Annotated in this window: 2 protein-coding genes; both read right to left on the bottom strand. The window is 63.9% G+C overall.

The annotated features are described in order from the left end of the window. Positions 1-287 precede the first annotated feature (287 nt). Positions 288-2,993 carry a hypothetical protein gene (locus tag NR164_RS22965; protein ID WP_256823303.1) on the bottom strand — a complete coding sequence of 902 codons (2,706 nt, stop codon included), beginning with the start codon at positions 2,991-2,993 and terminating at the stop codon, positions 288-290. 148 nt (positions 2,994-3,141) lie between these two features. Next, on the bottom strand, positions 3,142-16,038 hold the full coding sequence (locus NR164_RS22960; RefSeq protein ID WP_256823302.1) for a non-ribosomal peptide synthetase: 12,897 nt from the start codon (positions 16,036-16,038) through the stop codon (positions 3,142-3,144). Positions 16,039-16,062: the final 24 nt, after the last annotated feature.

Raw genomic sequence — 16,062 nt, 5'->3', positions numbered from 1 at the left:
GACTCCTGTCCAGCGTTAGATAACCATCGGGGCTGGCCCTCGCGGGCCAGGAACTCTGTTTATCTAACGCTTGGATCAGGGCACTCGCCTACTGTCAGAATTGACAGTTATTACTTGAAAGCTGCGTAAAATCGACCAATGGTAGTTCCGCAAGTCCAACCTCGAAAACACCGCCCCCCCTGCTGGGCATACTAAAATGTTCCTGAAAAAACACAGGAACATTATTTAAAGCAATCATCCTGAAGAAAATAGAAGCGCCCCTTCTCCAGAGGCGCTCATACAAATGATTAGAAGTAGAGTTCCCAGTTATCCGTAAAGGAATGCTGCCGAGTATGCACAACTACTGTTGTGATCAATTCACCAGCGCCGCCCGTAAATTCAACCCAATTATCAACCGGGTCTCCAGCAGAGAACACGCGCTCGCCCAGCTTTCTTCCCAACGCATTATAAAACTCAAAGCTACCGTAATAGACATGTCGCATATAAGAAAACCTCAATTGCATATAGCCTGAGTTAAGCGTGAAATCCACCCGTTGAAGCGGCAGCTCTCCATCGCCGTTGCTACAGGAAAACGCAATGGCCTGTCCCGACGTCATCGTCGGATTGCCGCCGGAGGCCGCATGAACCCCCATGATCGCCTGATAATGCTTCACCGTCATAAGCGGCGTACGCAAGATACTTCCAACTGAATAGTAACCTCCAACAAGACTCTCGAATGTCTCTGTAACTTTCGAGATGACACGCACGATCAGCTCGCGCGACGGGCATACCACTGCGTCGCTCTCATTCGAACTGCCGTCTGGCGTCACGCTGAAGGTGAAGGTCATTGAGGAGCCATCCTTCGCCTTTTCCAATTCGGCACGCGCCACTGGGCTTGCCACCCCTGCGCCTGCCTCTGCCGCCGTAATGGTCCTGGCCGAATACACCATAAACGAGTAGGCAGTGCCGTCCTTTTTCGTACCGTTTGCCCGCAGCCAGCACTTCTGCCCTGCCCTCAGGAACCACATCGGATCTTCGAGGGAATTGGGATTTCCAGTGAATGCTCTCAGGTCCAGCGTAGCGTTCTGCGTCCTGGGAGGCGTCGCCTCCAGTAGGTTCGGGGTTTCCAGGCGCACCGGGTTGCTGATATTCAAGTTCAATGGCAGTGAAGCCTGCACCTTGCACGCGCTGGTCACGGTGTAAGTGATTGGCACGGTTTTGCCCATGCTTTCGATCACCGCTTCCGGCGGCAACTCGAAGATCACGGCTCCAGTAGTACTTCCGGGTTTGGACGCCAAAGGCCAGCAAGCGCCATTCGGTTTCTTCCAGCAAACGCTGATGCTGTGTTTGGTGTGGTTGCCCACATAATCCACTTCGACGTGTATGCGATCGCGTCCGTTGTAGGCGGTCAAATCGGAACCCACCGCTTCGGTAACTTTGGGAGCGGCCAGCAGTAGAGGCTCTTGCTCGATCTTAAACGTCTGAACGGGGAACAAATGGCCGCTCGCTAGATCGCTGACCTCACAAAAGCTCACCGCAAAGTGCAGTTCAAAATCGCTGCAATCAGCCACCTTTTGCAGTTCAGCTCTCGGGATAGATGCATCGACACCGCGAGTCTTCCAATCATCCGTGACAGGCTCAGCCTTCAAAATGTCGAATCGGTAGGCACTGCCGTCTTCACGCTCACCCGTGATCCACATCCAGCAAAGGTTCGAGCACTCAGCATAGGCCCACACAGGCACTGTCGCCGTTGCGTTCCGAGGGAAGGTGTTGAGGTCCACCGTACCGTTAGTCGCTTCTTCAATAACCGAGTGGGGAAACTGGGGGGTTAAAACGCTGACAACTTGTTCAGGTGAAGCCTGCGGTTCCTCACTGTTGGGGAACTGGACGGTGTAGGTCAGCGTCATCGACTTGTTGAAATAACAGGCAACGATACACGGCGGGAGCTTGACGGACGCCAACTCCCCATCATTTTCAAGCGTCACACAGCCCAACGGCTCAGCCCCGTGATCGGCCCCCCTCACATAGAAACAAATTTGGTCGCCTGCATAGGTTTCCAGGGTTGGGGCATCCACATTGCCCCCCTCTTTGGTGAGTTCGGGATTAAGGCACCACTTCTCGTTGTACAGCACAGATTGCCGCAAGTGCGGAGGCGGCAAGTTCTCAAGGCCGTGATCGACAATCAGAGCAGCCGTTCGACGACGCTGGATTTCAAGCGCGTTTCTCGGCAGGCGGGTCTCCAAGTGAGGATCAATATCGGCCGCAGGTTCAGCTGGCAAGCCGCTTGTGATCCAGGCACTTTGCAGGGTGATCGATCTCCAGGGTTTACGTCGTGCCAGCCAACCACGTGAAACAAAGAATTGGAGTACATGGCCTGGCATAGCCTCCTGCTCAGTCAACACGTAATCATAAACCACGGTGTAGAAGGTATACGGAACAACGTCTTGCTCGGTAACAGCAGTGCAATAAACCTTATCGCCCTGTTGGGCAAGCGGCGGAACCGGCACAAGAACCGTCTCATGGCCTTCGTGATCGTGCATGTCATAGGTGGGCGTGTTATGCACGATTTTTTCGTGGAGCAGGTAGGGGGCGAGCTCTTCACTTTCACTTGCTGGGTAAAACGATATCCCCACTTCCTTGACCAACGAAGTCACTGCCTGCCCTTGCGCCTTGCCGGTATAGAAAATGAGGGCCGTAAACCCCATGAGTTTCGTCAAGTAATCCAAGGGGATCGCTATCTTCCTTGCTCCTGACTCACCACTCGAATCCACAATATCAGCAAGGACCAGCTCAGGTGCCTCCTTTGCGCTGAACTTGACGGTGATAGTCGACGCGTCCATACGTGAGTCAACTGTCAGGTATGAATCCGGCATGTTGGCGGGAAGTACTGTGCTATCCACCTCACTGGAGATTGTCGGGGCGGCAACCTCCAGAGTTTTGGGCTTGAGCGATTTTGGCGTTGTTGCTTCGACCGCGGTTGAGGAGACTTCAGGCGGTGTTTTTTCTTTAGTCATGACAAGAACTCCGTGTTCCAGGGGGATACCCTCAGCCCGTCTGAAGCCGAGGACTCTCCCTTTAGTGAGCGCCTTTGACTCTCCTTCGCCTACTGTCAGAATTGACAGTTCTTTTTAAGAAACAGCCCATTTCCGACCGATGGCAGCCTCACAAGCCCTCCAACTCCGCCATCAAATCACTCAACCGATCCACCTTCTCGGCACTGATCGCTGTCGCCGCCAGCCCATCGATGTACTCGGCCAACTGCGCCACCGTGCTGCACTCGAACATCGCCCGCAACGGCACATCCCGTTGCAACGTCTTCTGCACGCGCGAGGCGATCTGCGTGGCCAGCAACGAGTGCCCGCCCAGTTCGAAGAAGTTGTCCTGCACGCCCACCCGGTCAACCTTGAGCACCTCGGCCCAAATCGCGGCCAATGTCCCCTCCAGTGCCGTGCGCGGCGCCAAGTAGGCCTGGTCGTGCAACTGGCCGATCTCCAGGGCCGGCAGGGCGTTGCGGTCGAGTTTGCCGTTGGCGTTGAGCGGCAGGCGCTCGAGCCACAGCCAGTGCAGCGGCACCATGTATTCCGGCAGTTCGGCGCGCAGGCGTTGTTTGATGCGCTCCAGGCACTCACCGGGGTCGAGGGTGGTGTCGGCGGCCACCAGGTAACCGACCAGGTGTTTGCCATTGACGCCCTCCTGCACCCCGACCGCCGCGTCGCGCACTGCCGCTTGTTCATGCAGACGCGCTTCGATTTCCCCCAGCTCGATGCGGTAGCCGCGGATTTTCACCTGATGGTCGATACGCCCGACGTACTCCAGCACCCCATCGCTGCGCCGCCGTGCCAGGTCGCCGCTGCGGTACAGACGCTCGCCCGCGGCGCCGAACGGGTTGGGCACGAACACCTGGGCGGTGCGCAGCGGGTCGCTGACGTAACCGCGCCCTACGCCGGTGCCGGCGACGCACAGCTCGCCCACCGCGCCCTGCGGCACCAACGCCAGTGCAGCGTCCAACACGTACAAGCGGTTGTTGTCGGTCGGCGCACCAATCGGCAGGTAAGTGCCACGGGTCGAGGCCAGGTCGACACGGAAGAACGCCACATCATCCGAACATTCCGCCGGACCATAAGCGTTGACCAAGCCAATCTCGGGGTAACGCAGCAACCACTGCTGCGCCAGCTCCGGCGGCATGGCTTCACCGGTCGGCAGCATCCAGCGCAGGCCGTCCAGGCGGATGCGTGCCTCGGCCAGCATGCCCTGGATCAGCGACGGCACGCTTTCCAACACGCTGATGCCCTGGGCCTGCACATGGGCGAGCAAGCCCTGAGGATCGTGGGCGACGGCATTCGGCACGATATCCACCCGCGCGCCGAACAGCGGCGCGGCAAGGAACTGCCACACCGAAATATCGAAACTCTGCGAGGCGGTTTGCGCGATCACATCCACCGGGCTCAGGTCCAGGTACGGCACCTTGCTCAACTGGTTGTTGAGCATGCCGCGCTGTTCGACCATCACGCCTTTGGGCTGGCCGGTGGAGCCCGAGGTATAGATCACATAGGCAAGGTTGTCCGGGCCACTGTAAATGCCGGGGTTCGCCCCACGAGCAGGCACCTCCTCCCACACCAGCAACTGGCATTCCACGCCTTGCAGCAGCTCAATGGCCTGCTCGCGACACGCCTCGGTACACACCAGCAACGGGGTGCGGCTCAGCTCGATAATCCGGCTCAGACGCTGACCGGGCAGCCCCGGGTCGAGCGGCAGGTAACCGGCACCGGCCTTGAAGCTACCGATGATCATGCCGAGCAAATCGAGACTGCGCTCCGCCAGCAATGCCACCGGCTGGTCCAGGCCGACACCCGCGGCGATCAGTGCGTGGCCCAGGCCGTTACTGCGCCGGTTCAACTCGGCATACGTCCACTGTCGGTCGAGGCACGTGGCGACGATGCGTTGCGGATGCTGCGCCACCTGGGCTTCGAACAGCTCGATATAGCTGCGCTCCAGCGGGTAGGCGTGCTCGCTCCGGTTGCAGCCGTGTACCAGGAATTCACGCTCCTGCGCGCCCATCAATGGCAGCTCGGCCATGTCGCCATGAAAACCCTGCATCAGCGCCAGCAGCAGGCGCTTGAACTCACTCAACATGCCCTGCACGGTGCTTTCGTCGAAGTAACGCTGGTCGTAGGACAGGTGCAAACCAAGCTCATCGCCCGGATAGCACACGGCCGTCAGCGGGAAGTTGGTGTGGGTGCGGCCGGAGTCCGAGGTGGCGTTCAGGCTTTGCGCACGGTCGAGCACCGAGACTTCCACCGGGGCGTTTTCGAACACGAACAGGCTGTCGAACAGCGGTTGGCCCTTGGGCAATTCGCTGTGTTCCTGAAGGGTCACCAGCGGCAGGTATTCGTACTCGCGCAGTTGCATATTGCTGTCGAGCAGGCCATTCAACCAGTGGCGCACGCTGCACTGTTGGCCCTCCTCGGGCAGCTTCACACGCAGCGCGATGCTGTTGATGAACAGGCCAACGGTCCGTTGCATGTCCGGCATGTCCACCGGACGCCCGGCCACGGTGACGCCGAACAGCACGTCACGCTCGCCGCTCAAGCGCCGCAGCACCAGGGCCCACGCGGCCTGGGCAAAGGTGTTGACGGTCAACTGATGGGCCTGGGCCAGTTCGCGCAGGTGTATACCGTCGCGGGCATCGAGGCGGGTGTAGCAATCGCCCACTACCATGCCGCCGCTGCCGCCGGCGTGTTCGCGCAGGAACGGGCGGTCGCTGGGGATCGGCGTGGTGCGCTCGAAGCCCCGCAGGTTGTGCTGCCACCACTGGCGCGCCGCACTCAGGTTCTGGCGTTGCAGCCAGGCGATGTAGTCGCGATAACGCGGCGGCGTGGCCAGTTGCGCGTCGTGGCCTGCGCCGAGGGCCGTGTAGAGGTCGAAGAAATCATTCATCAACAGCGAACGGCACCAGGCATCGATGAGGATGTGGTGGTTGCTCATCATGAACCAGTAGCGCACTTCAGCGACGCGGATCAGACGCAGGTGGAACGGCGCCTGGTTGAGCAGATCGAAACCGGCTTCGCGCTCGGCCTTGAGCAGGGCTTGCAGGCGCGGTTCCTGTTCGGCCTCGGCAACGGCGCGCCAGTCCAGGTACTCGATCGGCGTACTGCCGGGTTTGTGGATCACTTGCAGCATGTCCTCGCCGACGTTCCAGCAGAACGAGGCGCGCAAGGCTTCGTGACGGGCGATCACCGCTTGCCAGGCCTGGGCGAAACGCTCGGGGTCGAGGGCGCTGTCGATGCGGTAGCGGTCCTGCATGTAGTAGAGGCCGGTGCCCGGTTCAAGCAGGGTATGCAGCAGCAGGCCTTCCTGCATCGGGGTCAGCGGGTACACGTCTTCGATCGCACTGGCGGGCACCGGCAAGGCGTCCAACTGCGCCTGGGTCAGGCGCGCCAGGGGGAAGTCGGAAGGCGTGAGGCCGCCGGCGCCGTCCTTGAGGCAATGGGCGATCAGGCTGTGCAGTTCGTCCAGGTAGGCCGCGGCCAACTCGCCAATCGTCTGCTGATCGTGGCGTGCGCGGCTGAAGGTCCAGCGCAGCACCAGTTCGCCGCCGTACACCTGGCTGTCGACACTCAGTTCGTTGGGCAGCGGCGCATCCGGGTCATGGGCGGGGCCGGCGGATTCCTCCAGCGGGTGGAACAGTGCATCGGCGCCGAAGCTCTGGTCGAACTGGCCGAGGTAGTTGAAGGTGATGTCGGCACTCGGCAGTGCGGCCATCGTCTGTTTGCACAGGTCGTCCGCCAGGTAGCGCAGCACGCCGTAGCCCAGGCCTTTGTGCGGCACGCCGCGCAGTTGCTCCTTGATGGCTTTGATCGATGCGCCCTGCTCCGCCAGCGGCGTCAGGCGCACCGGATAGGCGCTGGTGAACCAGCCGACGCTGCGGGTCAGGTCGATCTCATCGAACAGGGTTTCGCGGCCGTGGCCTTCCAGTTGGATCAGCGCCGAGGCGTGACCGCTCCAGCGGCACAGTACGCGGGCCAGGGCGGTCAGCAGCAGGTCGTTGACCTGGGTGCGATAAGCGCTGGGGGCCTGTTGCAGTAACTGGCGGGTGCGTTCGGCGTCCAGGCGCACACTGAGCGTCTCGGCATCGCGATGGCGCAATGCGCCGTGCGGGCGCGCCACCGGCAAGGGCACCGCCGCACCGGCCAAGCGCTCCTGCCAGACGCACAATTCTTCGCGCAAGGATTCGCTGCCGGCATAGGCCTGCAAGCGGGCGGCCCAGTCGCGCAAGGCACTGGTCTTGGCCGGCAGGCTGACGGATTGGCCGTCGCTCAATTGGCGATAGACGTTTTGCAGATCCTCAAGCAACACACGCCACGACACACCATCCACCACCAGGTGATGGATCACGATCAGCAGGCGCTGCTGGCCTTGCGGACCGTCCACCAGCAACGCGCGCAACAGCGGGCCGTGGGCCAGGTCGAGGCTGCGTTGGGTGTCGCTGAACAACGCGCTGCACTGTTGCAGATCACACACTTGCGCCTGCATCAGCACACCGCCCTCCGGCACGGCCAGGTGTTCGGCGTGCCATTGCGCGTCGCGCCGGGTGAAGCTCAGGCGCAGCGCGTCATGCTGTTCCAGCACCGCCAGCAGGGCTTGCTCCAGGCGATGGGGATCGAGCAGTTGCAGCGGTTTGAGCACCAGCGCCTGGTTCCAGTGTTGACGCGCGGGAATCTCTGTCTCGAAGAACCACTGCTGGATCGGCGTGAGCCCCGAGCGGCCGCTCAGCACGCCTTGCTCGGCGCTGACCTGCTCGGCGCGCATGGCGACGGCGGCCAGGGTCTGTACGGTCTGGTGCTGGAACAAATCCCGCGGGCTGAAGTGAATCCCGGCCTGGCGCGCACGGCTGACCACCTGGATCGACAGGATCGAATCGCCGCCCAGTTCAAAGAAGTTATCGTCGAGACCGACCTGCTGCACGTTCAACACCGCGCACCAGATCGCCGCCAACGCCTGCTCCAGCGCGTTGCGCGGCGCCACGTAGTGTTGGCGATTCGCCTCGGCATCCGGCGGCGGCAAGGCGCGGCGGTCGAGCTTGCCGTTGGCGGTCAGCGGCATGCTGTCCAGCACGAGCCAATGGGCGGGCACCATGTAGTCCGGCAGTTGCGCTTTGAGGTGCGCCTTCAAGGCGTCGCGCAAGGGGCCGTGCTCGGCGTCGCTGGCCAGATAGGCCACCAGCTGTTTGCCGCTCGGCGAATCCAGCGCCAGCACCACCGCTTCGCGCACGGCGGGATGTTCGAGCAGGCGCGTTTCGATCTCGCCCAGTTCGATGCGGAAACCACGGATCTTCACCTGATGGTCGATCCGCCCGAGGTATTCCACCTGGCCATCGCTCAGTTGGCGCACCAGATCGCCGGTGCGGTACAGGCGACCGCCATGGGCCGCGAAGGGGTCCGCGACAAAACGCTCCGCGGTCATCCCCGGACGCTGGTGATAACCCTGCGCCAGCCCTGCCCCGCCGACGTACAACTCGCCGCTCGCGCCTTGCGGCACCAGGGCCAGGTCGGCGTCGAGAATATAGGCCACGCGGGCGCCGACGATGCTGCCGATCGGCACGCTGCCGACGCCCTCCGCCAAGTGCTGCGGTGCGAGGCCGGCCAGCGGCATCACCACGGTTTCAGTCGGGCCGTAGGCGTTGAAAAACACCTGCGGCTGGAACGCCGCGCGGATGCGCTGCAGGTGTTCGCCGGTCAGCGCCTCGCCGCCGGTGATGCACAACCGCACCGGCAAGGTCTGCTGCTGGGTCGCCAGCCATTGCGCCAACTGGCTGCCGTAGCTCGGGGTGAAGCCCAGCACATTGATGCGATGGGTGCGGATCAGCCCGCAGATCTGCTCGGCATCCCACTGGCCCTGGGCGCGCAATACCAGTTGTGCGCCGCTGAGCAACGGCACCAGCAAACGCTCGGTGGCGGCGTCGAAGTTGATCGAATAGAAGTGCAGCTCACAGTCATCCGGGCGCATGCCGAAACGCTCGATCACGGCCTGGCAGTGCATGGCGATTTCGCCGTGGCACACCACCACGCCTTTTGGCTTGCCGGTGGAGCCGGAGGTGTAGATCAAGTACGCCGGGTGTTGCGGCAGGCTGAGAAACGGCGGCTCACTGGCCGGGTAGTTCGCCAGCACCGGCAGGTCGTCTTCCAGGCACCAGCACGCCAGCGTCGCCGGCAGTTCACCGAGGGCGGCGAACATCGCCGCATCACTGAGCAGCAAGCCGATGCCGCTGTCTTCGATCATGTAATGCAGGCGGTCCAGCGGGTACTCCGGGTCCAGCGGCACATAGGCGCCGCCGGCCTTGAGAATCGCCAGCAGGCCGATGACCATTTCCAGGGAGCGCGGCAACGCCAGGCCGACGCGCACCTGCGGGCCGACGCCACGCTCGCGCAGCATCCAGGCCAGGCGGTTGGCGCGGGCATTCAGTTCGCGGTAGCTGAGGGTCTCACCGGCAAACGTCAGTGCCGGCGCGTCGGCACGGGCCAGTGCCTGCTGGTTGAACAGTGAGTGAAGGCACTGGTCGAGGCGCTGTTCAGCCGCGTCGCTCCCCAGGCTGCGCTGCAATGCGTGCCGCTCGTCGGCACCCAGCATCGGCAGTTCGCTGAGGCGTTGCTGCGGGTCGGCGATCAGCGCTTCGAGCAGGTTGCGCCAATGTTCGGCCATGCGCGCAACGCGCGGCTCATCGAACAAATCGGTGCTGTAGGTCAGGCAGCATCCCAGGCGATGATCGAGGTCGGTGACTTCCAGGTTGAGGTCGAACTTGGTCGCACGCGCATCGTTGGCCAGGTACTCGACGCTCATCCCGCCCAGTTGGCGGCGCTGCTGGAATTCCCAACGCTGCACGTTGCACATCACTTGGAACAGCGGGTTGTACGCCGCGCTGCGCGGTGGTTGCAGCGCTTCCACCAAATGGTCGAACGGCAGGTCCTGGTGAGACTGGCCCTCGATCACGGTGTGACGGACTTGCTCGAACAACTCACCGACGCTCATCTGCCCGTCGAGCCGGCAACGCAGTACCTGGGTGTTGAGGAAGGCGCCGATCAGCCCTTCGCTTTCCGGGCGAATCCGATTGGCCACCGGAGCGCCGATGCGCAGGTCAGTCTGGCCGCTGTAGCGGTAGAGCAACACCGCCAGCGTGGCGGTCATGCTCATGAACAGGGTCAGGCCGTGCGCAGCATTGAAGGCCCGAACGCGCGCGGCCAGTTCGTCGCTCAAATCAAAACGGTACAGCCCGCCGCGGTGGCTTTGCACCGGCGGCCGCGGGCGGTCGCCGGGCAGTTCCAGCAGCGGATGCTCATAACCCAATTGCGCGATCCAGTAATCGAGCTGGCGCTGGCGCTCGCCGGACTCCAGCCACTGGCGCTGCCACACGCTGTAGTCGAGGTACTGCACCGGCAGCGGCGCCAGCGGCGAGTCGCGCTCATCGATGAAGGCTTCGTACAGCGCGCTGAGTTCACGGGCAAAGATGTCCATGGCCCAGCCTTCGGTGACGATATGGTGCAAGGTCAGCACCAGGTAATGTTCCTGCGCGCCGGCCTTGACCAGGCACACGCGCAACAGCGGCCCGGTTTCCAGGTTGAACGGCGTGTGCGCCTCGACATCGGCCAGCTGCTGCAAGCGTTGCTCACATTCGAGGTGGCTCAGCGCCGAGAAGTCCTGCCAGCCCATGCACAGGCCGGTCTGCGCCGACACCTGCTGCTGGGCCACGCCATCGACGCTCGGGAAGGTGGTGCGCAGGGTTTCGTGACGCATGACCAAGGCCTGCAACGCGGCCTCGAAACGCCCCACGTCGAGCACCCCGCGCAAACGCGCCATGCCGCCGACGTTGTACGCCGGGCTGTCCGGCTCCAACTGCCAGAGGAACCACATCCGCTGCTGGGAATAGGACAGCGGCACCGGCAGGCTGCGGTCGACCTGGGCGATGGCGGTCTGTTGGTTGCGTTGGCCGGCGGCCTGGATCAGCCCGACCTGCTCGGCAAACGCGCCGAGTTCGCTGGCTTCGAACAGGGTGCGCAACGGCAGCTCGACGTCACACGCCTGGCGGGTGCGCGAGATGATTTGCGTGGCCAGCAACGAATGGCCGCCGAGGGCGAAAAAATCATCGCGCAGGCCGATCCGCGGCAGGCCCAGCACTTCGCGCCAGATCGCCGCAATCTGCTGCTGCAACGGTGTGACAGGTTCAACGTGTTCGCGGGTTTGCCACACCGGCTCGGGCAGCGCACGGCGGTCCAGCTTGCCGCTCGGGCTCAGGGGCATGGCGTCCAAGCGCATCAGGTGCGCAGGCACCATGTATTCCGGCAACCCGGCGGCCAGGGCGGCTTTGACGGTTTGGGCGTCGAGCGCGGCAGTGGCGGTGTAATAGCCGATCAATTGATCATCGCGCACCAGCACCACGGCCTGGGCGATACCGTCGAGGGCCAGCAGGCGCGCTTCGATTTCTTGCGGTTCGACGCGAAAGCCGCGCAACTTGACCTGCTGATCGAGACGACCGAGGTAGTCGAGCACGCCGTCAGCGCTCCAGCGTGCGCGGTCACCGCTGCGATACAGACGGCTGCCCGGCGCGCCCAAGGGGTCGGCGATAAAACGCTCGGCGGTGAGCCCGGCGCGGCCGAGGTAACCGCGTGCCAGGCCGATGCCGCCGATGCACAGCTCGCCCGGCACTCCCGCCGGCAACGGGTTGAGCTGCTCGTCGAGCACGCGGCAGATCACATTGCCCAACGGTCGGCCAATCGGCGAACGCTCGCCATCCTCGGCGCGGCAGTGCCAATGGGTGACGTTGATCGCGGTTTCGGTCGGGCCATAACGGTTGTGCAACTGCACCGCCGGCAACCGCGCAAGCACACGGTCACGCAACTCGGCGGGCAAGGCTTCGCCGCCGCAGAACAGACGGCGCAGGCTGGTGCATTCGGCCGCCAACGGCTCGTCGATAAACAGCTGCAACAGCGGCGGCACAAAGTGCAGAGTGGTCACGCCATGGGCCTGCACCAGTTGCGCGATGCGCTGCGGGTCGCGCTGCTCGCCCGGCCCCGCCAACACCAGGCGGCAGCCGGTGATCAGCGGCCAGAAGCACTCCCACACCGACACGTCGAAACTGATCGGGGCTTTTTGCAGCAGCACGTCGCTGTCATTCAGCGCGTAGGTGGCCTGCATCCACTGCAAGCGCTCGGCCAGGGCCGCATGGGTGTTGCCCACGCCCTTGGGCTGGCCGGTAGAGCCGGAGGTGTAGATCACGTAAGCGAGGTGCTCGCCGTCCAGATGCAGGCCCGGCGGCTGGGTCGGCCAACGGTCGAGGTGCAGGCTGTCCATGGCGATCACGCACACGTCTTCGGCCGTGGGTAATTGCGCCAGCAACGCGGTCTGGGTCAGCAGCAGGTGGACGCCACTGTCCTTGAGCATGTAGGCCAGGCGCTCGGCGGGGTAATCCGGGTCCAGCGGCACGTAGGCGCCGCCGGCCTTGATGATCGCCAGCAGGCCGATCAACAGTTGCGGCGAACGCTCGGCGGCGATGGCCACGCACACGTCGGGGCCGACGCCCTTGTCGCGCAGGTAATGGGCCAGGCGGTTGGCCTGGGTGTGCAGTTGGGCAAAGCTCAGGCTGCCGCCCTGCCAGACCAGCGCGGTGCGGTCCGAGGTGTGTTGGTTGAGCTGTTCGGGCAACCATTGCCGGGCCGGCGCGCAAGGCGCTTCGCTCCAGGGCCGCTGTTCGTCGTGTTGCATCAACTTGAGGTCGCCGAGGGCCCGCTGCGGTTGCTCGCACACGGCGTGCAGCAGGTTGATGAAGTGCTCGGCCAGGCGTTGGATGGTGGTGCTTTCGAACAATTCGTCGGCGTAGTCGAACGCCAGGCTCAGGCGCCCGTTGCGGTCTTCTTCGCTGTGCAATTGCAGGTCGAACTTGGCTTCGCGGCTGTGCCACGCCAGTTCTTCGGCGAGCAGGCCCGGCAGGCGACGCAAAGCGCCGAGGTCGCGCTGCTGATGGTTGAACATCACCTGGAACAGGCCCTGTTCACGGGCGTGGGGGAACGCTTCGAGCAGTTGTTCGAAGGGCAGATCCTGATGGGCCTGGGCGCCCACTGCCGCCTGGCGCGTGGCCGCCAACAGCTGGTTGAACGGCAGGCGCCCGTCCAGCTCGGCGCGCAGTACCAGGGTGTTGATAAAGAAGCCGACCAGGCCTTGGGTTTCCTGGCGCGGGCGGTTGGCGCTGGGCACGCCGATGCGGATGTCGCGCTGGCCGCTGTAGCGGTAGAGCAAGGTCTGGAACGCCGCGAGCAACAGCATGAACGGCGTCGATTGGTTGGCCTGGGCAGTCTGGCGAATCGCTGCGCTGAGGCTTGCGCCCAGACGCACGTTGTGGCGCGAAGCACTGTTGCGTTGCCGCGCCGCACGCGGGTGATCGGTGGCCAGGCTCAAGGCTGGGTGTTCGTCTCCCAACTGCGCCTTCCAGTACGCCAGTTGCCGCTGGCCTTCGCCCTCGGCCAACCATTGGCGCTGCCAGTTGCCGTAGTCGGCGTATTGCACGGCCAGTGGCGGCAGTTGCAGGGGCTGGCCCTGAGACGCCGCGGCGTACAGGCGCGAGAACTCATCGATGAGGATATTCAGCGACCAGCCGTCGGCGATGATGTGATGCAGCGTCACCAGCAACTGATGGTCTTCGTCGTCCAGGCGCACCAGGCTCACCCGCAGCAACGGGCCGTTTTCCAGGTCGAACGCGGTGTGCGCCTGCTCCTCGCGGATCTGCTGCGCACGGGCTTCGCGCGCGGCGGCGGGCAGGTCACCAAGGTCGATGACGTGCACGTCGAATGCGCTGCTGGCCAACACCCGTTGGAAGGCTTGCCCATCCCGTTCGTAGAAGCGCGTGCGCAGGGCTGGGTGGCGCTGGATCAGCTGCGCGAAGCTGGCGCGCACCGCGTCTGCATCCAGCTCGCCGCGCAGGCGCAGGGCACCGGGGATGGTGTATGCGTGGCTCTGCGGGTCGAGTTGCCAGGTGATCCACAGGCGATTCTGTGCGAGGGATTGCGGCAGTTCATCCTCATGCGACAAGCACTGGATCGCGCCTTGGGCGACGCCGCCATCCTGCTGCAGCTGTGCCACATCGGCGGCGAAGGCCGACAAGGTCGGCGCTTCGAACAGCAGGCGCAGGTTCAGTTCCAGGCCCAGGGTTTCGCGCAGGCGCGCAACCACTTGGGTCGCGCTGATGGAATTGCCGCCGAGCAGGAAGAAGTGGTCATCCGCCGCTACCGTCGCCACCTGCAACTGCTCGCACCAGATCGCCGCGATCTGGGTCTGCAAGGTGGACGCCAGCGCGACATCACTGGCCGCCCCTTGCAGACCGGGGAACTGCGCATAGCTGTCGAGGCTGCCATCGGCGTAACGCAACGCACATGCCGAACGCTGCAGCTTGCCGCTGGAGGTCTTCGGCAACGCGCCGGGGTTGAGCAACACCACCACGCACGGCGCCTCTTGATAGGCTTCGGCCACGGCTTGGCGGATCGCCGTGATCAGCGCTTGCGGCGCGAGGATTTTCTGCACGCTGCGGCTGATCTCAGCGGCGATACCGATGCCTTCCTGGCCCTGCTCATTCACCGCGAACGCCGCAACCCGGCCTTTGCGCACCACCTCCACTTCGCGCTCGATGGTCTGCTCGATGTCCTGCGGGTAGAGGTTGTGGCCGCGCACGATCAGCAGGTCTTTCAAGCGCCCGGTGATGTACACCTCGCCCTCGCGGATAAAGCCCAGGTCGCCGCTGCGCAGCCAGGTGCGGCCGGCGTGCTGGACGAAGGTCTTGGCGCTGGCTTCGGGGTTGCGCCAGTAGCCGTGGGCAATGCTCGGGCCGCTGGCCCAGAGTTCGCCGACGCAGTTGTCAGGCAGTTCGCTCAAGGTGTGGGGATCGGCGATCAGCACCGCGTGGTCCGGCTGATGTGTGCCGCAACTCATGATCGCCGCGCCCGGCCCCGGCTCGGCGCGGTTGGCGGCCAGCGCCTGCGCATCCAGGCGCAGCGCCGGGATACCGTGGCCACGGCGGCCGCCGGCGACAAACAGGGTTGCTTCGGCCAGGCCGTAGGAGGCGAAGAAGTTGTTCGCGGTGAAACCGCACGGGGCGAACTTCTCGGCGAAGCGTTCCAGGGTGTCGAGGCGGATCGGTTCGGAGCCGGAATACGCCACGCGCCAGCGCTTCAAATCCAGGCGTTCCAGGGCCGATTCGCTGACCCGTTCGCTGCACAAGCGATAGGCGAAATCCGGGCCGCCGCTGATGGTGCCGCCGTATTCGCTGATCGCTTCCAGCCAGCGCAAGGGCCGGCCAAGGAAGTACGCCGGCGACATCAACACGCAGGGCACGCCGCTGAAGATCGGTTGCAGCAGGCCGCCGATCAGGCCCATGTCGTGGTACAGCGGCAGCCAGCTGACGATCACGTCATCCGGGTTCAGGTCGATGCCGAAACCGCGCCGGATCAGCAGTTCATTGGCGACCAGATTGCCGTGGCTGACCTGCACGCCCTTGGGCAAGGCGGTGGAGCCCGAGGTGTATTGCAGGAAGGCGATGTCGTCGGCTTGCACATCGGTGGCGACCCAGCGCTCGGCAAGCGCGCTGTCGAGGGTGTCGACCGCCAGCAGCGGCGGCGCGTTTTCGATCTGCGCCAAGTCATCGCCGAGGCTGGCGATGGTCAGCAACAGGCGCGGTTCGGCGTCGGCGATGATCGACAGCAAGCGCGCCTGGTGATGGTGACGAGCGGACTCCGGCGGATAGGCCGGCACCGCGATCACCCCGGCGTACAGGCAGCCGAAGAACGCCGCCACATAGTCCGGCCCGCTGGGGAACAACAATACGGCACGGTCGCCCAGGTCGGCGTTGGCCTGCAGGGCGGCGGCGATGGCACGGGCGCGTCGGTCGAGGTCGCGGTAGCTGAGGACCACGTTGTGTTCGGCGGACTCAGCGAGGAAACGCAGAGCGATCCGCTCCGGAGTCTGCGCGGCGCGGCGTTGAAGGGACTGAGCCAGGGTGCGGGGAAGTTCGAAGGCGTCCATCATGGGGGTTCCTGCCTGAAATCGGCT

This window comes from Pseudomonas sp. Pse79 (assembly GCF_024519615.1).
In the GTDB taxonomy this organism is placed as follows: domain Bacteria; phylum Pseudomonadota; class Gammaproteobacteria; order Pseudomonadales; family Pseudomonadaceae; genus Aquipseudomonas; species Aquipseudomonas veronii.
Note: the sequence above shows the minus strand (reverse complement) of the source record. Positions and strands in the feature narration are given on the sequence as shown.

Coding starts and splice junctions, on each gene's coding strand:
- NR164_RS22965 (WP_256823303.1), bottom strand. CDS start 2,993: ATGACTAAAGAAAAAACACCGCCTGAAGTCTCCTCAACCGCGGTCGAA.
- NR164_RS22960 (WP_256823302.1), bottom strand. CDS start 16,038: ATGATGGACGCCTTCGAACTTCCCCGCACCCTGGCTCAGTCCCTTCAA.